This is a genomic window from Limnohabitans sp. DM1 (assembly GCF_001269385.1).
Classification (GTDB): Bacteria; Pseudomonadota; Gammaproteobacteria; order Burkholderiales; family Burkholderiaceae_C; genus Limnohabitans_A.
In genome coordinates, this window is the sequence record NZ_CXOO01000040.1 from 1 (window position 1) to 16,987 (window position 16,987).

The 16,987-nt window shown below is 60.4% G+C and carries 16 protein-coding genes; 10 read left to right on the forward strand and 6 right to left on the reverse strand.

The genetic code is table 11. The features are described 5' to 3' along the window. On the reverse strand, nucleotides 1–504 hold a 504-nt coding region (locus tag AMM33_RS15520; RefSeq protein WP_194945496.1), incomplete at its 3' end, for a transposase family protein. A gap of 149 nt (nucleotides 505–653) precedes the next feature. On the opposite strand from AMM33_RS15520, the gene AMM33_RS15525 reads away from it, so the two are divergent. Together AMM33_RS15525 and AMM33_RS15530 are read left to right on the forward strand one after the other, a co-directional pair. After that, on the forward strand, nucleotides 654–1,223 hold the full coding sequence (locus AMM33_RS15525) for a CoxG family protein (protein WP_090142213.1): 570 nt from the start codon (nucleotides 654–656) through the stop codon (nucleotides 1,221–1,223). A 16-nt stretch (nucleotides 1,224–1,239) separates the two neighbouring features. Then, nucleotides 1,240–2,316, forward strand: coding sequence for an XdhC family protein (locus AMM33_RS15530; RefSeq protein ID WP_090142214.1), 1,077 nt, complete (start codon nucleotides 1,240–1,242; stop codon nucleotides 2,314–2,316). A 42-nt stretch (nucleotides 2,317–2,358) separates the two neighbouring features. On the opposite strand, the gene AMM33_RS15535 is transcribed toward AMM33_RS15530, so the two are convergent. Continuing rightward, nucleotides 2,359–3,129 (reverse strand): TOBE domain-containing protein, encoded by a 771-nt coding sequence (locus AMM33_RS15535; RefSeq protein ID WP_090142215.1) that lies wholly within the window; start codon nucleotides 3,127–3,129, stop codon nucleotides 2,359–2,361. 134 nt (nucleotides 3,130–3,263) lie between these two features. On the opposite strand from AMM33_RS15535, the gene modA reads away from it, so the two are divergent. The 5 genes from modA to AMM33_RS15560 all read left to right on the forward strand — a co-directional run bounded on the left by modA (nucleotide 3,264) and on the right by AMM33_RS15560 (nucleotide 8,685). Further along, complete coding sequence (gene modA, locus AMM33_RS15540) at nucleotides 3,264–4,004, forward strand: molybdate ABC transporter substrate-binding protein (RefSeq protein WP_369802454.1); 741 nt, start codon at nucleotides 3,264–3,266, stop codon at nucleotides 4,002–4,004. Next, complete coding sequence (gene modB / locus AMM33_RS15545) at nucleotides 4,001–4,690, forward strand: molybdate ABC transporter permease subunit (RefSeq protein ID WP_090142217.1); 690 nt, start codon at nucleotides 4,001–4,003, stop codon at nucleotides 4,688–4,690. The genes modA and modB overlap by 4 nt, the downstream gene beginning before the upstream one ends. Further along, on the forward strand, nucleotides 4,687–5,772 hold the full coding sequence (modC, locus tag AMM33_RS15550; protein WP_090142218.1) for a molybdenum ABC transporter ATP-binding protein: 1,086 nt from the start codon (nucleotides 4,687–4,689) through the stop codon (nucleotides 5,770–5,772). Before modB ends, modC begins: the two co-directional genes overlap by 4 nt. Nucleotides 5,773–5,921: 149 nt before the next feature. Next, the gene (locus tag AMM33_RS15555; protein WP_090142219.1) at nucleotides 5,922–7,115 is read left to right on the forward strand and encodes a M20 aminoacylase family protein; all 1,194 of its coding nucleotides are present in this window, start codon (nucleotides 5,922–5,924) and stop codon (nucleotides 7,113–7,115) included. Nucleotides 7,116–7,254: 139 nt separating this feature from the next. Further along, nucleotides 7,255–8,685: an 8-oxoguanine deaminase gene (locus AMM33_RS15560; protein WP_090142220.1), complete on the forward strand. Its 1,431-nt coding sequence runs from the start codon at nucleotides 7,255–7,257 to the stop codon at nucleotides 8,683–8,685. A 185-nt stretch (nucleotides 8,686–8,870) separates the two neighbouring features. Here the strand turns inward: AMM33_RS15560 and AMM33_RS15565 are convergent, their stop codons facing one another. The 4 genes from AMM33_RS15565 to AMM33_RS15580 form a co-directional block, all read right to left on the reverse strand. After that, complete coding sequence (locus tag AMM33_RS15565; RefSeq protein ID WP_090142221.1) at nucleotides 8,871–9,380, reverse strand: hypothetical protein; 510 nt, start codon at nucleotides 9,378–9,380, stop codon at nucleotides 8,871–8,873. A gap of 12 nt (nucleotides 9,381–9,392) precedes the next feature. Further along, on the reverse strand, nucleotides 9,393–10,409 hold the full coding sequence (locus AMM33_RS15570) for a helix-turn-helix transcriptional regulator (protein WP_090142222.1): 1,017 nt from the start codon (nucleotides 10,407–10,409) through the stop codon (nucleotides 9,393–9,395). Nucleotides 10,410–10,446: 37 nt separating this feature from the next. Next, entirely contained in the window at nucleotides 10,447–11,286 is an 840-nt protein-coding gene (locus tag AMM33_RS15575; RefSeq protein ID WP_090142223.1) for an oxidoreductase, read from the reverse strand. Between the two features lie 181 nt (nucleotides 11,287–11,467). Next, nucleotides 11,468–12,415 (reverse strand): helix-turn-helix transcriptional regulator, encoded by a 948-nt coding sequence (locus AMM33_RS15580; protein WP_090142224.1) that lies wholly within the window; start codon nucleotides 12,413–12,415, stop codon nucleotides 11,468–11,470. Between the two features lie 162 nt (nucleotides 12,416–12,577). On the opposite strand from AMM33_RS15580, the gene AMM33_RS15585 reads away from it, so the two are divergent. From AMM33_RS15585 to AMM33_RS15595, 3 genes are all read left to right on the forward strand, one after another. Further along, nucleotides 12,578–14,179, forward strand: coding sequence for a GMC family oxidoreductase (locus tag AMM33_RS15585; protein WP_090142225.1), 1,602 nt, complete (start codon nucleotides 12,578–12,580; stop codon nucleotides 14,177–14,179). 76 nt (nucleotides 14,180–14,255) lie between these two features. Then, the gene (locus AMM33_RS15590) at nucleotides 14,256–15,896 is read left to right on the forward strand and encodes an AMP-binding protein (protein ID WP_090142226.1); all 1,641 of its coding nucleotides are present in this window, start codon (nucleotides 14,256–14,258) and stop codon (nucleotides 15,894–15,896) included. A gap of 14 nt (nucleotides 15,897–15,910) precedes the next feature. Then, nucleotides 15,911–16,957: an alpha/beta fold hydrolase gene (locus tag AMM33_RS15595; RefSeq protein ID WP_090142227.1), complete on the forward strand. Its 1,047-nt coding sequence runs from the start codon at nucleotides 15,911–15,913 to the stop codon at nucleotides 16,955–16,957. The last annotated feature ends 30 nt before the right edge of the window (nucleotides 16,958–16,987 follow it).

Consider the following 16,987-nt stretch of genomic DNA (forward strand, 5'->3'; position numbering starts at 1 on the left):
GTAGCTGTGTCCCCTGGCACGCGAAGTCTCATCAATCGCCAGTGCCGTGACATCCGAGTGATCTGCCAAGCCACAGGCCATCTCAACATACTTTTCGCACACGGCCAGAACCTTGTGCGGCGACTCCCCGACAAGACGCGAGACGGCGGCAAATGGCATCTGGCCAGACAGCATCAGAATGAAGGCTTCAAACAGCAAGGTGAAGCCATTAAGTCGCCCGGCAAAATCAGGCTCGACCAACCGCACCGAACCGTTGGGAAGTTTCACGCGAGGCGTGCGAACTTGCAGATGGCACTCGTGTTGAAAGAAGTTCAGGTGCCGATACGTCTTGGCCACCGTGTCGTGCACACCATGCAGCCCATCGTGACCCGAGACTGCAAAGCGACTGCCGACTTTGAAGTCAATCAATATCGTCAAGGTCTTGGCACCTTCGTCGAACTCAACCGAGGCAACGCACCACGGGTCAGTGATGCCCAGGGCAGATTCAAACAGCTTGGCAGTCATCAATTCACGCTCAAAAGTTGATCAATATGGCAGAAGCTTACCCACTCAAATTTCAAGAGAACCAAACTTGAAGACCTTGCACAAGCCATCAGCAAGCTCATGAAACGTTCAAGCCATTCCCCCATTTCATTTGACAGGAGAAACTCATCATGGACATGACTGGACAACGCACCTTACAAGTGACACAGCAGCAAGCCTGGGAGGCGCTGAATGACCCCGACATACTGAAGGCCTGCATTCCCGGCTGTCAAAGATTCGAGCCCTCGGGTGATCAAAAATTCGCCGTCGCAGCAGGCATCAAAATGGGTCCGGTCTCGGCCATGTTCAATGGCAGTGTCCAGCTCACGGACATCGTGGCCCCCCAAAGTTACAAACTCAACTTCGATGCCCAAGGTGGGGTGGCCGGTTTTGGCAAAGGGGAGTCTTCCGTCGAAATCAAGCCACTGGAAAAGGGCTGCGAATTGCATTTCACCGTGCACTCCTCGGTGGGTGGAAAAATCGCACAGTTGGGCCAACGCTTGATCGATGGCGTGGCCAAAAACATGGCCGAAGACTTTTTCAAACGGTTTGAAGCTGAACTCGAAAAACGCTACCCGCCCGCCGAAGAACCGGTTCCCCAAGAATCTGCGCCTGCACAGACATCCGCTGGCGTTCCTGTTTGGATGTGGGCTGCGGGCGCAGCTGTTGCCCTGGCCGTGGTGGTCATGGTGACCCGCTGATTGACAGCCCCAGACGATGGAAAATCTCGACCTCACGGTGTTGAACCAGCTGCTGGGCTGGCGTGCACAGGGCCAAAAAGCATTGTTGGCCACCGTGGTGCGAACATGGGGCTCTTCACCTCGCCCCGTGGGCTCCATCATGGCGCTTTGTGAAACCGGGTCCGTGGTGGGCTCTGTTTCTGGTGGTTGCATCGAAGACGATCTGATTTATCGCTACAAGCGCATCAGTCAGCCGACCGCTGCCCATCCCTCAGAAAATCTGACACATGAGATCCCTGACAGTCCCCCTGAGCGGGTGACCTACGGTGTCAGCGCTGATGAAGCGCACCGTTTTGGTTTGCCCTGTGGCGGAACGCTGGAGCTTGTGCTCGAATTCAATCCCGAAGTGGCTGAACTCCAACAATTGGTGGACATGCTCACCCAAGGTCAAATGGTTCATCGGCGCACCGACATGTCAACCGGAAAGGTGACCTTGTTGCGGGCGTTGCAACCCCAAGCGTTGAGTGACGATGGCAAGGACCTTTGCAATTGTTTCGGCCCTGAATACCGCATGTTGCTGATTGGCGCCGGTCAATTGACGGAATACTTGGCGACGATGGCCTTGTTCTGCGGCTTTGCAGTGACGGTCTGTGATCCCCGCGAAGAGTACCGCAGTGGCTGGCAGGTGGCCGGGGTGACTCTGCTGTCTGACATGCCCGACGATGTGGTCAAAGCCTTCCACGTCGACAAACGCACTTGCGTGATTGCTTTGACACACGACCCCAAGCTGGATGATCTGGCCTTGTTGGAAGCTTTGAGCTGTGATGCACTGTACGTTGGCGCGATTGGCTCTCGACGCAACGATGAGGCCAGGCGCTCACGCATGGTTGAACACTTTGATCAAACTCAGGAAAGTCTTGCGCCACTGCGCGGACCGATTGGCATTTTCATTGGCAGCAAAACACCGCCTGAAATTGCAGTCAGCGTGATGGCGGAAGTGCTGGCCGTGAAAAATGCGGTGGCACTGCCACGCGATATGCAAGTGGGGCCCGCCAAAGAACAACTGCTGCCCAGCCCTCGATCAGAAGCTGTTTGCTTTTTGCCTGAAAAATAGCCTGGTGTTTTGATTTCTTCCTTTCCGGACGAATTCAAAACATCACCCTGCAAGCCCGATCACCACCGCATTGGGCTCTAGAGCGGCCATCGCGTTTTGCCGAAGTTTGAGGGGTGACTCGGCATCAGCGAACCCCACCAGGACCAATCCTGGCGTGAGTTGCAATGAGACCTCTAGCCCTGCAGCACCCGTTCCTCGGCGCACCACTTTGCCACGCAGCAGGTTGACTTCCCCAGCGCCCACGATGGTGGGTGCCACCGTCACGGCAGTGGCCTTGAACATGGCCAACACCTTCTGCCCGGGTTGAAGACTCAGCAGTTGCAGACTCTCCAGCGTGATTTTCGACGTCAATCCTTGCCCATCGGGCAGTTCAAGAACGACGGTTGCTGCGCCTTTTGACGCACGTATGTCCTGAACCTGACACGGCATCTGGTTGCGCATGCTGGTTCGAAGGCCCATGCCAGCGATACCGCGCAGATTCAGTCCCAAGCCGTCGGCAGAGCGAACAAATTGGGCGAGCGCATTTTCGCGAGCCGAACTCAGCAGGTCAGCAGCCTCCAACACCTGAAGGCCGGCAGGCGTGAGTTTGGCACCTCCCCCGCCCGAACCGCCCACGGCTTTCTCCACCAGAGGAACCCCGGCCAGATTACTCAGCGTCTCAAGGGCTTGCCAAGCCGCTTTGTAGCTCACGCCATTGGCTCGTGCAGCCTCAGAAATGGACCCCGCATGGTGCATGGATCTCAACACTTCCAGGCGCTTGTCTACAGCAGGGGCTCCCAGGACGTCGTCAAATTGAATTTTTGGAGCAGACATGCTCAGTCCCTCAAGATGATGGCACCGCTATTCCTATGTAGAATAACGAAACGCAATTGCTTTCATATTTTCCCATAGCGAAGGGCATCATGAAAAAACAAGAATGGGAGCGACTCGTGATCGCCCTGATCGCAATGGTCATCCCTGTGACCCTTCTGGCCGCCGAAGCCAGTGTGGCGGTCGCGGCGAACTTTACAGCCCCCATGAAGCGGATCGCGCAAGACTTTGAGCGTGACACGGGCCACAAGCTGACATTGGCATTTGGGGCCACAGGCCTGTTCTACACGCAAATCCGGAATGGTGCACCGTTTTCGATCCTGCTGTCGGCCGACGACACGACGCCTCTCAAACTGGAGAAGGAAGGGCTGGGGGTGCCAGGCGCGCGGTTCACCTATGCCATTGGCAAGTTGGTCTTGTGGAGCAAAAAGCCGGGATTCGTCGATGCCCATGGGGAGGTGCTTCGCAGCGGGCGGTTCGACAAAATCGCCATATCCAACCCCAAACTTGCTCCTTATGGCGCAGCGGCCATCGCGGCACTGGACAAGATGGGCTTGCGCGAGCGCATCGCACCCAAGATCGCAGAGGGGTCCAACATCACCCAGACCTTCCAATTCGTCTCGTCTGAGAATGCGCAACTGGGATTCATCGCCCTGTCTCAGGTTTACGAAAACGGCAGGATCAAGGAAGGCTCTGGGTGGGTGGTGCCATCTTCCATGCATGCCCCGATCCAGCAGGATGCTGTTTTGCTGAACCCAGGCAAGAACAATGCCGCTGCCGCCGCACTCCTCCAATACCTCCAGGGCGATCAGGCCAAGGCGGTCATCCGTTCATTCGGGTACGAACTTCAATCATCCATGAAGCCCTCAAGCCAATGAACGGTGCCCTCACCCCTGAAGCTTGGCAGGCCATCGGTTTGACGCTCAAACTGGCAGCGCTGTCCTCGGCTCTGCTGCTGTTGATCGCCACGCCACTGGCCTGGTGGTTGTACCAGACACCGTCGCGCTGGCGCGCCCCGATCAGCGCCTTGGTCATGCTCCCCTTGGTGTTGCCGCCTACCGTGCTGGGGTTTTACATCTTGGTGCTGCTGGGTCCACACGGTTGGGTGGGACAGCTCACACAAGCGGTGGGTTGGGGCCTTCTGTCGTTTTCATTCACCGGACTGCTGATCGGCTCGATCATCTTTTCTCTGCCCTTTGCGGTGCAGCCCATTCAGTCTGCATTTGAAGCCATGGGCACAAGACCCATGGAGGTTGCAGCCACACTGCGGGCCAGACCCATCGACGCCTTTTTTTCAGTGGCGCTGCCATTGGCAAAGCCCGGTCTGTTGACCGCGACTGTGCTGAGCTTTGCGCACACGGTTGGCGAGTTTGGGGTGGTGCTGATGATCGGCGGCAACATTCCGGGGCAAACCCGCGTGGTGTCCACACAAATCTACGGCCATGTTGAAGCGATGGAATATGCCCAAGCTCATGGCTTGGCTGCGGGCATGGTCGTCTTTTCATTTGCCGTTTTGATCACATTGGCGCGACTGAAAAGACGCAGTGACAAAGTCCTGTCATGACCACTTCACCCCAGCTTCGCATCCAAGTTCAGCTCGACCGCAGCGACTTCGCACTGAAGGTGGACCTCACCCTGCCAGTCAACGGCATCACGGTCTTGTTTGGGCCGTCCGGTTCAGGCAAAACCACCCTGTTGCGCTGTGTGGCCGGTTTGGAGAAGGCCCAGGGTCTCATCTCATTCGGCCATGAAATATGGCAAGACAGTGAAAAACGACTTTTCAAGCCCACATGGCAGCGTCAAATGGGCTATGTCTTTCAGGAAGCCAGCCTTTTTGAACACCTGAATGTCAAGCAAAACCTGCACTTTGGTCTGCGCAGGGCTGGTAAAACCAAACAATCGCAGGTTCTTGACGCGGCGTTGGAGCTGCTGGGCATTGGCCACCTGCTCGAGCGTGGCGTCACCACGCTGTCAGGCGGTGAGCGTCAGCGTGTGGCAATCGCCAGGGCCTTGGCCACACAACCTCAGCTGCTCTTGCTGGACGAACCGCTGGCCTCACTGGATGTCGCTCGGCGCAAAGAAGTCTTGCCTTGGCTGGAAAGGTTGCACGCAGAACTGAAGATCCCGATGCTGTATGTCACCCACTCGGTGGACGAACTCGCTCGCTTGGCCGATCAAGTGGTCATGCTCGATGGTGGCAACGTCCGATCTTGCGCACCGATGACCGAAGCCATGGTGTCGCAGGACATGGCCCTGGCCATCGGCGAAGAGGCGGGTATGGTGACCTTGGGCCGGGTCATGGAGCGCAACCCAGAGGACCAGATGGCACAAATTCAATGGGGTGGCGGAATCCTTTGGGTGCGCGACCAGGGCGTTGCAGTGGGTCAAACCGTTCGTGTCCGCATCCTGGCCCGCGATGTCAGCCTCGCACTCTCCAATCACGAGGACTCCACCATACAAAACCGTCTGCAGGGCCTCATCGAATCGATAGATTCAGACGCCCATCCTTCGCAAGTTGTCGTGCGCGTGCGTTGCGGTCAAGCATTGATTCTTGGACGTGTCACACGCAGATCGCTGCGCCATCTGGCGCTTCGACAAGGTGCTTCGGTTTGGTGCCAGGTGAAATCCGTCGCACTCATTGTCTGAGGCAAAGTCGGGTTCAACCCACACAATGCCGACTCGATGGATGGCCACTGTGTGGTGCACTCCAAGGCGCAAACATGACAGCCACGAAACTCTGAACAAGGCAAAGTAGCACCTGACCCTCTCACCGATGCCCACGACCAGGACACGCCATGAACGACACCGCCCTCCTCCCACCTGCCCTAGAAGCCATCCGTGCGCACGAAGCCGAGATGGTGGACATCCGCCACCAGATCCACGCCAACCCCGAGCTGGGATTTCAAGAAAACGACACCAGTGATCTGGTGGCCGCACGGCTTGAACGCTGGGGCTGGGAGGTGCACCGGGGTTTGGGCGGCACGGGTGTGGTCGGCACCTTGCGTGCGGGCACCAGCACACGCCGCATCGGCCTGCGTGCCGACATGGACGCCCTGCCGATTGCCGAAACCTCGGGCAAGGCCTGGGCCAGCAAGGTGTTTGGCAAGATGCACGCCTGTGGCCATGACGGCCACACCGCCATGCTCCTGTCTGCGGCACGCCATCTGGCGGCCACCCGCCACTTCGACGGCATCGTGCACGCCGTGTTCCAGCCCGCCGAAGAGGGCATGGGCGGTGCCCGCAAGATGCTCGAAGACGGTTTTCTGGACTTGTTTCCCTGCGATGCCATGTTTGGCATGCACAACGGCCCCGGCATTCCTGAAGGCCAATTCATGGCCGTGCCCGGTTGTGCCATGGCCAGCGCAGACACCTGCATCATCACCGTCAAGGGGGTGGGCGGCCATGCAGCCTTTCCGCACAACGCGGTCGACCCCATCCTCGTGGGCTCGGCCATTGTCATGGCCTTGCAAAGTGTGGTCTCGCGCAACGTGCCGCCCCTGCAAACCGGCATCATTTCCTTGGGGGCATTTTTGGCAGGCGACGCACCCAACGTGATCCCGGGCACAGCAGAACTGCGGCTGAGCGTGCGGGCCATGCAACCCGAAATTCGCGACCTCCTGGAGCGGCGCATCCACGAGATCGCCACTGCCCAGGCACAAACTTACGGTGCTATGGTCGAGGTCAATTACATGCGCCGCTACCCGGTCCTCATGAACGACCCCACCCAAACCGCCTTCTGTCTGGACCTGGTGCGCGACTGGCTGGGCGAGACTGGCCTGGTGCCCAACCCAGAACCCGTACCTGCCAGCGAAGACTTCGCCTATTTCCTCGAAAAGGTGCCCGGCTGCTTCATCAACATCGGCAACGGCGTGGGCAGTGTGGGCGGCTGCATGGTGCACAACGCAGGTTATGACTTCAACGACCGCATTTTGTCGACCGGTGCCACTTACTGGGTCAAACTGGTGGAACGCTGGCTTGCCAAGGTTTGAAGCGATCAAGCCGTCTGCTTAAAATCGCCCCACTGCACAGCCCGGGACGCGCGGCAACGTGGTGCTCGCCCTCCCCGCTTTTTGCGGACACCAGGGGATTCGGCCGCGACTTGTTTCACCCCTTGCCCAGGACAAGTCCATGACCACGCTGCTCATCCACCGCGCCCGCTGCATCGCCACTATGGACGATGCCAACACCGAACTGCAGGGCGCCTCGCTCCTGATCCGCGACGGCCGCATCGAACGCATCATTGCGGCTGACGAAAACACCGACGAACTGCTCACGCAAGTCGACGAAGTGATCGACGCCCGCCGCCATGTGGTGGTGCCGGGCCTGATCAACACGCACCACCACATGTATCAGTCGCTTACGCGGGCGATTCCGTCGGTGCAAAACGCCGAGCTGTTTTCTTGGCTCCAGGGCCTGTACCCGATCTGGGTGGGCCTCACGCCCGAGATGGTGCGTGTGTCGGGCCAGGTGGCCATGGCCGAGCTGCTGCTCAGCGGCTGCACCACCAGCAGTGACCATCTTTACATTTATCCCAACGGCGTGCGGCTGGACGACAGCATTGAAGCGGCGCACACCATCGGCATGCGCTTCACCGCCACTCGCGGCAGCATGAGCGTGGGCGAAAGCCAAGGCGGCTTGCCGCCCGACAGCGTGGTCGAGCAAGAACCCGCCATCCTGAAAGAAACCCAGCGCCTGATCGAGACTTGGCATGACGCGAGCTACGGGTCGATGACACATGTGGCCGTGGCCCCCTGCTCGCCCTTCAGCGTCAGCCAAGACTTGATGCAGGAATCAGCCAAGCTGGCCCGCGCCCACGGCGTGCGCCTGCACACGCACCTGGCCGAAAACGACCACGACATCGCTTACACCCGCGAGAAGTTCAACTGCACACCCGCTCAATACGCCGAAGACTTGGGCTGGGTGGGCCACGATGTGTGGCACGCCCACGGCGTCAAGCTCGACGAAGAAGGCACGTACCTGTTCGCCAAAACCCGCACCGGCATTGCCCACTGCCCGTGCAGCAACATGCGCTTGGCCAGCGGCATCTTGCCCCTGCGCAAAATGCTCGACGCGGGTGTGCCCATTGGCCTGGGTGTGGACGGCAGCGCCAGCAACGACGCGGCGCATTTGCTGAACGAAGCCCGCCAAGCCATGCTGTTGGCGCGTGTGGGCAGAGCGATGGCGCCACCGCGCGTCGAAAACGGGCGCACTGTGTTTGGCTGTGACTTGGGTCCGTCAGACTTGACACCCCGCGACGCCCTGCGCCTGGCCACTCGCGGTGGGGCTGAAGTGCTGGGCCGCGCCCACGAGCTGGGGCAGATCAAAGCGGGCTATTGCGCCGACATCGCGATGTTCCGCACCGACACGCTGAGCATGGCGGGCGGCGCGGTGCACGACCCGGTGGGGGCGCTTTTGCTATGCGCCAGCGACAACGCCGACTACACCATCGTGAATGGCCGCGTGGTGGTGCGGCAAGGCCAGATCACCACCGTGGACATGGGGCCGCTGATCGAGCGGCACAACCAGTTGGCTTTGCAATTGGCTTTGAAACATCATTGATTCGGTGCCATGGTGTTTGATGTTGTCATTTCATCGTCAGTGACAGCATGGGTCTCATCTCAGTAGGAGCGCACCCCGTGCGCGATGGTTTATGGGGGCGTGTGCCACGCCAATCGCCCACGGGGTGGGCTCCTACAGGGGAGATGTATTGTTTTTTGTGGGAGCGTACCCTGTACGCGATAGAACTATGTGGCCATACCCGCCAGCGCCCTCAAATAAGCCTCCCCACGCGCCTCGGCAAACAAGTCCAGCGCCAGCGTGAAGCCCGCCTGGACCACCAAGCCGATGCCGATTGCGGTGGCTGCGTCCCATTTGGAGAAGAACGCGATCAGGCAGGCCCCGAGCACGAGCAGCGCCAGCTCGACGCTTTTGTACAGCTTGAAATTGGCCATCACCGTTTGCATGCGCGCGGTTTCGGCTTGTTTGAACTCGGCTGGTGCGCTCACGAGTTGCGTGCTGAGCTTGGCCAGTTGTGCATCGGTGCGCGCAAAAATGGTGACGCCCACCACCAGCTGCATCAGCGCCACCACCACCAAAGGCAGCGCCATCCAGCGAAGGCGGTGGCCGTGGGTCCACAGCCAAAGCGCCAGGCCTATCGCCATCAAGGCCGCCAAGATGAAGAGCACGCTTTCCTGCTTCTCCCCGACAAAATAATCCGTCATGTCTTTCACCATTTGCAGGTCTCCTGTGTTCATGTTCTGTGCCCCTCAATGCCACTGGGCATCCATGCCCGCACGCCCCTGCCGATAGGCTGCCGGCGTGGTGCCGGTCCAGCTTCTGAAGGCGCGGATGAAGGAGTTGCTTTCCTGAAAGCCCAGCAGCCACGAAATCTCGCCGGCTGAAATGTCGGTGCGGCTCAGGTAATGCCGCGCCAGTTCATGGCGCACCTCACTCAGCAGTTCCTGAAAACCCACCGACTCGTCGGCCAACTGCCGCTGCAAGGAGCGTTTGCTGATGGCCAAGCGCTGGGCCACGGCGTCGATGCTGCTGATGCCAGCGGGCAGCGTCTCCAGCAACACGGCCCGCACCCGCTCGCGCAGGCTCGCTTGTGCATCCAACTCAGAGAGCCGACTGTTGAGGGCAGGCTCAAACGCGGCCCACATGGCCATGTTGTCGGTCAAGAAAGGCCGACGCGCATCGTGCGCTGAAAAGGCGATCTGGATCTGTTCAGAGGCCCCCAAGGCGCAGCCCAGATAGGCTTGATAGGGTGCAAGTTTCAAAGGCAAATCCGGCACAGAAGCCGCCAAGGGCTCGATCCGCTCGCGCGTGGCCAGCCGGGCCAGTTGCGTAAAGAACACCAGCTCCGAGACACCCAGACTGCGGGGAATCGGTGCGGTGCTCCCGTAGCAGCGGAGTGTGACCTGCGTGCGGTCTGCGCGGATGTCGACCGCCATGTGCAAGGGTCCGATCAAGCGTTTGTAATGCGCCAGCCGCTGCAGCGCGGTGTTCAGGTCGGGGCTGCACAGGCAGGCGAACAGGGCCGGGTCAAAAGCCTCCACCGACATGGCCTGTGCGAGCTTCAGGGCGAGTTCGTCATGGCCTGCGGCTTGCTCCAGTCCACGCCAGAGGTCAAAGTACTGCGAAGGTGACAAACTCGCACCCGAGCGCGCAAACAGGTCGCCCGGCAGCCGGGCCAAGCTCAGCACATCAGCAGGGGCATAACCCATATCGAGGATGAGCAGTTTCCAGCTCATCTGCACGGCAAAGCGCGTGGCCTGTTTCACGGTGTGGGTCTTTCTGGCAATTCGGCGTGGACAAGGACTATTTGGCTTGGCTCATGATGGCCATGTCAAAGAGGCGGTCCCCGAAATACTTGCGGATGAACATCAGGGGCTTGGCCATTTTGCCGATGACGTAACGGGTTTTGGGTCGGCGCGAACGCACAGCCTGCAGTATGGCATCGGCCACCACCGACGGCGGCGAAGCGGCGCCCGCTTTGGCGTAAGTGCTGCGCATCGCCTTGGCCATGCCGTGGGCCATGGCGTGGTAAGGGCCTTTGCCCGAACGCGCCAGCATGGGCTCGAGCATCACGCCGCCCCACTCGGTGGCAATCACACCGGGCTCGATGATCACCACCTGAATGCCGAAGGGCGCTAATTCGAGGCGCAAGCAATCGCTCCAGCCTTCCACCGCGTGCTTGGTGGCGTGGTACCACGAGCCCAGCGGGGTGTACATCTTGCCGCCCATGGACGAGATGTTGATGACCTTGCCCGCCCCTTGGCGGCGCATGTGCGGCAGCGCCAACTGCGTGAGCCGCGCCATGCCAAACAGGTTGACTTCAAACTGGTAACGGGCATCGGCCAAGGTCGAATCTTCCATCGCGCCGTACATGCCAAAGCCCGCGTTGTTCACCAGCACATCGATTCCGCCATGGCCTTGGGTGATGGTGTTCACGGCCGCGACGATGTCAGCGTCCACCGAAATGTCCATCTGCAGCGGTATCGCGCCCATGGCCCGCAGGTCTTCCATTTGCGCCATACGCCGGGCCGCGACGTAAACCACCAAGCCCTCTTGCAGCAGCCGCTTGGCCGTCTCTTTGCCCATGCCGGACGATGCGCCGGTGACGAGCGCCACTTGTTTTGTGGGGGATGTGAATGCCATGAAAAAAACTCCGTTCGTGCTTGTGTTGCGAATAGAGTGATGGTCGCCGCTGGGGCGCGAAGCGTCACCATCGGATCGCGCCAATGCACATGCAGAAGATGCCAATGATGGCGATTACAGGAGCGCACCCCGTGCGCGATGTTTTGCAGTCAAGGGCCCCTTAACCCCAAAGCCCCTCACCTCACCCCATCGCCCGCACCGTCTCCGACGGACTTTCGCCATAGTAGTTTTTGTACAGCCCTGCAAAGCGCCCCAGGTGCCAGAAGCCGTGGCCCATGGCGACTTCGGTCACGCTGCCGGTTTGCAGCTGCAGCGCCCGGCGGGCTTTGGCCAGACGGCGCAGGGTGATCAGGCGCTGCGGGGCCATGCCGTAGGTTTGCAAGAAGGCCCGCTCCAGCTGCCAGATGGGCACCTCCAGCGCCTCGCACAGCGCGTCGATGCGCAGCGGTGTGGTGCTGTTGTCCTGGGCCCACTGGTCCACCGACTCTAACAAGCGCTCGCGGGTTTGCAGGCTCAGCGCAGCGCTGCTGCTGGGCTGTCGCCAGCGCCGTGCCAACTCGCTCCACAGGATGTGCTGCAGCTGCTCGTGCGCCTGGTCCACCAAGGCCGCGTCCAGGTCGTGCTGCCGGTTGGGGCCCAACACGCTCGACAAATCCAACAGTTGCTGCTGCGCCTGCGGCGGCAGTTGTCCGGGCAGGTGCAAGGCGCTCACGCCCGGGGCCATGTGCAGGCCCAGGGCTTGCAATTTGTGCGGCGGCATTTGCACGCCCACCCACTGCGCCTGCGGCGGCAGGCTGATGCACATGTCACGCCCTGGCGCATAGACCACCAGGTCGCCGTTGCGCAGCGCCTGACCTTGCACGCGCCACACGCCTTGGCCGTGCAAAAAGATGCCCACCGAAAGCCACTCGGGCGAGAGGTCACCCTGCGCCAGCAGGGCCAGGTTGTACTGCCCCCAATCGGTGCGGCACTGCGGGCTGACGCTGTGCACGATCTGCCCGCCAAAGCGGCCTTTTTCCAACTGCACATGCTCCAAAAAGCCCTCTTGCAAAGCCAACACCAGCGCCTGCGGATCGAAGGCGTCGAGTCGGGTGACCGAAGTCGCAGAAGTGGCTGTGGATGGGTGCATGGGTATGAATGCTGGCCCGGAATTGAACCCTTTGGGGTGCGCTCTGTCAATTCGCAGGGTTATCCCTAGTGGATCTGAGGCCCCTTTGCAGAAATCTGGATAGTCGCCCAGCCGGGCGGTTTTTAGACTGGCCCCATTCAACACAACAACGAAGGAGACAACATGAGCCAAGCATTTGATTACATCGTGGTGGGTGGCGGTTCGGCCGGTTGCGTGGTGGCCTCGCGTCTGAGCGAAGACCCGGGCGTGAGCGTGTGCCTGATCGAAGTGGGCGGCCCAGACAAAAGCGTGTTCATCCACGCCCCGGCGGGTGTGGTGACCATGCTGCCCATCCCTTTCAACAACTGGGCGTACAAGACCGTGCCACAAAAAGGCCTGAACGGCCGCCAGGGCTACCAGCCCCGGGGCAAGGTGCTGGGCGGCTCCAGCTCGATCAACGCCATGCTCTATGTGCGCGGCCACCAGTACGACTACGACCACTGGGCGTCGCTGGGCAACAGCGGCTGGTCTTACCAGGACGTGCTGCCCTACTTCAAGAAAGCCGAGCACAACGAGACCCACACCAACAGCGAATACCACGGCACGGGCGGCCCACAAAACGTGGCCGAGCTGCGCAGCCCCAGCGCGGTCAACAAAATGTTCCTCGATGCATGCGCCCTGCATGGCATTCCCTACAACCCTGACTACAACGGAGCCGAACAATTTGGCGCCTTCATGTACCAGGTCTTCCACAAAAACGGCGAGCGCCACAGCGCGGCCAAGGCCTACATCACGCCCCATCTGTCGCGCCCCAACCTCACGGTCAAGACGAACACCATCACCAGCCAGATCCTGTTTGAAGGGAAACGTGCCGTGGGGGTGCGCGTGCAAGAAGGCGGCCAGACGCAGGAGCTGCGTGCGAACAAAGAGGTCATCGTCTCGGCGGGAGCCTTTGGCTCGCCGCAGCTGCTCATGGTCTCAGGCGTGGGGCCTGCGGCCGAGCTGCAGCGCCACGGCATCCCGGTGGTGCACGCGCTCGAAGGCGTGGGCAAAAACCTGCAAGACCACATCGACCAGGTGCAGACCTGGCGCGCACCCAGCAGCTCCGAGACCTTTGGCGTGTCGGCCACGGGCACCGTCAAAATCACAAAGGCCATTGGCGAGTGGAAGAAAAAGCGCACGGGCCTGGTGACCAGCACCTTTGCCGAATCGGGCGCGTTTTTCCGGTCCTCACCCGAGGTGGAAACGCCCGACCTGCAGCTGGTGTTTGTGGTCGGCATCGTGGACGACCACAGCCGCAAGATGCACCTGGGGCACGGCTTTTCTTGCCACGTCGACGTGATCCGCCCGCACAGCCGGGGCAGCGTCACGCTGGCCGGCCCCGATGTGCGCACCGCGCCGCTGATCGACCCGAACTTTCTGGGCGACGAGCGCGACCTGGACCTGCTGGTCAAAGGCGTTCAGATCCAGCAAACCATCATCGAGTCCAAGCCCTTTGACGCCATTCGCGGCAAGATGCTCTACCCGGTGGACAAGAACGACAAAGCCGCCATCGCGGCCGACATCCGCCGCCGTGCCGACACGCAATACCACCCAGTGGGCACCTGCAAGATGGGCCCTGCCAGCGACCCGATGGCCGTGGTCGATGCCCAGCTGCGCGTGCACGGCCTGCAAGGCCTGCGCGTGGTGGACGCCTCCATCATGCCCACCCTGTGTGGTGGCAACACCAACGCACCCACCATCATGATTGGTGAAAAAGGGGCCGATCTGATTCGTCAGGCCTGAACACAGCGCCCAGCTCCACGCACGCAGGGCCAAGCGGTCCTGCGATCCGCTTCTCGCAAACTGAAATCAAGAACCCATGAGCACGAAACCCTGGCTAGCCACCTACGCCGCCAACAACATCCCCGCCTCCATCAACGCCGACGCTTACCCCTCGGTCATGCACATGATGGAAGAGGCCATGGCGCAATATGCCGATCAGCCCGCCTTCTGCGCCTTTGGCCAGACCCTGAGTTATGCCGATGTGGACCGCCAATCGGCCGCCTTCGCCGCCTGGCTGCAACAGCACCTGGACGTCAAAAAAGGCGACCGCATCGCGGTCATGGTGCCCAACTTCATCGCCTTTCCCATTGTGTTTCTGGGCATTGCGCGGGCCGGGGCGGTGCAAGTCAACGTCAACCCGCTCTACACGCCGCGTGAGCTGGCCCACCAACTCAAGGACTCGGGCAGCGAAACCATCGTCATCTTCACCGGGGCCACGCCCACGCTGGCCGAAGCATTGAGCGCGACCGACATCCGCAACGTGGTCACCGTGTCCCCAGGCGACGGCACCCCAGCGGCGCTGCCCTCACCGGCTGTGGATGCGCGTTTGACGCACACCATCACACTGGCCGATGCCCTCGCCCAAGGCGCCAGCCTGCAACGCACGCCCGTCAGCTTGACGGGTCAGGACTTGCTTTTTTTGCAATACACCGGAGGCACCACGGGTCTGTCCAAAGGCGCTGCGCTGACGCACCGCAACCTGGTGGCCAACGTGGCGCAGTACAAGGCCATCGTGCCCTCGGCCGTGCGGCCCGGGCAGGAGGTGGTGGTCACCGCCATTCCGCTGTACCACATCTTCGCTTTGATGGTGAACTTCCTGACCTACTTCACCGTCGGCGCCAAAAACTGGCTGGTGGCCAATCCACGCGACATGGACGGTTTTGTCGAGGTGCTCAAGCAATCAAGGCCCAGCGTCTTCATGGGCGTGAACACCTTGTACGCCGGCCTGAGCATGCACCCCCGCATTGGCGAGGTGGATTTCTCCAATTTGCGCCTGTCCGGCGGCGGTGGCGCAGCCGTGCTGGGGGCCACCTCTGATCGCTGGAAAGCCATCACCGGCACCTTCATCCGCGAAGGCTACGGCCTGTCCGAGACCAGCCCGGTCGTGTCTTTCAACCCCGCCAGCATTCAGGATTTCAGCGGCACCACAGGCCTGCCCTTGCCGGACACGGACGTGAAACTGCTGGACGAATCGGGCCAAGCGGTGGCGTTGGGCGAATCGGGCGAAGTCTGCGTCAAAGGCCCACAGGTCATGCAAGGGTATTGGAACCAGCCCGAGGCCAACGCCGCCGCCTTCACGCCAGACGGTTACTTCCGCACGGGCGATGTGGGCGTGATCACCCCGGAGGGGTTTTTGCGCATCGTCGACCGCAAGAAGGACATGGTCATCGTCTCGGGCTTCAATGTGTTTCCCAACGAAATCGAGGCCGTGGCCACCGCCTGCCCCGGCGTGGCCGAATGCGCATGCGTGGGCGTGCCCGACGAAAAAACAGGCGAAGCCCTGAAGCTGTTTGTGGTCCGAGCACCGGGTGCCAGCCTCACCAGCGATGAACTGGTCGCCCACTGCCGCGCGGGCCTGACCGCTTACAAAGTGCCCAAATTGGTGGCCTTTGTCGACGCACTGCCCAAGTCCACGGTCGGCAAAATTTTGCGTCGTGAATTGCGCGATGCCAATTAAGGCACGGTGAGCCCATGAAAAAAAGTGTTGCGCATTTTCCTGTCGATTACTGCCACGGCAGCCCACCCAAGTGGTTTGAAATTCAGGAGGGATTCGACAAAGGCAAGTCGCTTTTCTATCTGGACTTTCAAACCCGAGCAGGCACCCCACAGGCCACGGTGGTATTCGTTCACGGCAATCCGGAATCGTCTTACACCTACCGCCACGTCATTGAACACCTGCGTTCATCCAAGCACTGCATCCGGATTGTGGCGATGGACCACATCGGTTTTGGCCTCTCGGACGATGCAGACTTTGAGATGGTGGAAATGCACCATGCTGACAACCTGCTGCAACTGGTGCGGCACCTGGATTTGCAGCAAGTCACCTTGGCCATCCATGACTGGGGCGGCCCTATTGGTGTCGGCGCATTCATCGAAGAGCCCTGGCGTGTACGAAATTTGGTGGTGATGAACAGCACCGTTTTCCCCATGCCTGCCGATGGTTACACCTATCAAAATTTTCCTTTCCCCGTGCTTCCGTGGTGCATCACGCCACGCATCGTGCCCAACTTTCTTTGGGGCGGATTGGCAGCTTATGTGGTGTCTCATGGCCGACCACAATCACTGCCGACCTTCGTCGCGGGCGTGGCACGTTTTATGTGGCGTCATGCCACGCGACGGATCTCTAAAGATGAAGCCGAATACGTTTGGTCGGAATCTTTTCGCAGCAAAACCAATGCCTTGAGTTCCAAACGATTTGTCAGGCAAACACCGTTTTGGGGTCATGGATACCGCTACGTCGACGCCCGCCATGGCGTGCAAGACAACCATGCTTTTTACCAAAACATTCAGAGCAAACTGCCGCAAGTTTGGGGGGCTGGCCCGCAGGCCATTGGCGTTGCAGGCCATTTTGGCGATTGGGACGCCTGCGGCAAAACATCGGTGATCCAGCAGTGGACAACCGCTTTGCCTCAATCAGTCCCACACATGCATCGCCATCCGAACATCGGTCATTTCATCGAAGAGTATTGCGGCAAAGACATCGCAGAGTCTGTTCTGCGCCTGAACCACCTGGCCTGATCACGCTCACCTTTCAACCCTTTCAGCACG

Coding starts and splice junctions, on each gene's coding strand:
- AMM33_RS15525 (WP_090142213.1), top strand. CDS start 654: ATGGACATGACTGGACAACGCACCTTACAAGTGACACAGCAGCAAGCC.
- AMM33_RS15530 (WP_090142214.1), top strand. CDS start 1,240: ATGGAAAATCTCGACCTCACGGTGTTGAACCAGCTGCTGGGCTGGCGT.
- AMM33_RS15535 (WP_090142215.1), bottom strand. CDS start 3,129: ATGTCTGCTCCAAAAATTCAATTTGACGACGTCCTGGGAGCCCCTGCT.
- modA (WP_369802454.1), top strand. CDS start 3,264: ATGGTCATCCCTGTGACCCTTCTGGCCGCCGAAGCCAGTGTGGCGGTC.
- modB (WP_090142217.1), top strand. CDS start 4,001: ATGAACGGTGCCCTCACCCCTGAAGCTTGGCAGGCCATCGGTTTGACG.
- modC (WP_090142218.1), top strand. CDS start 4,687: ATGACCACTTCACCCCAGCTTCGCATCCAAGTTCAGCTCGACCGCAGC.
- AMM33_RS15555 (WP_090142219.1), top strand. CDS start 5,922: ATGAACGACACCGCCCTCCTCCCACCTGCCCTAGAAGCCATCCGTGCG.
- AMM33_RS15560 (WP_090142220.1), top strand. CDS start 7,255: ATGACCACGCTGCTCATCCACCGCGCCCGCTGCATCGCCACTATGGAC.
- AMM33_RS15565 (WP_090142221.1), bottom strand. CDS start 9,380: ATGAACACAGGAGACCTGCAAATGGTGAAAGACATGACGGATTATTTT.
- AMM33_RS15575 (WP_090142223.1), bottom strand. CDS start 11,286: ATGGCATTCACATCCCCCACAAAACAAGTGGCGCTCGTCACCGGCGCA.
- AMM33_RS15580 (WP_090142224.1), bottom strand. CDS start 12,415: ATGCACCCATCCACAGCCACTTCTGCGACTTCGGTCACCCGACTCGAC.
- AMM33_RS15585 (WP_090142225.1), top strand. CDS start 12,578: ATGAGCCAAGCATTTGATTACATCGTGGTGGGTGGCGGTTCGGCCGGT.
- AMM33_RS15590 (WP_090142226.1), top strand. CDS start 14,256: ATGAGCACGAAACCCTGGCTAGCCACCTACGCCGCCAACAACATCCCC.
- AMM33_RS15595 (WP_090142227.1), top strand. CDS start 15,911: ATGAAAAAAAGTGTTGCGCATTTTCCTGTCGATTACTGCCACGGCAGC.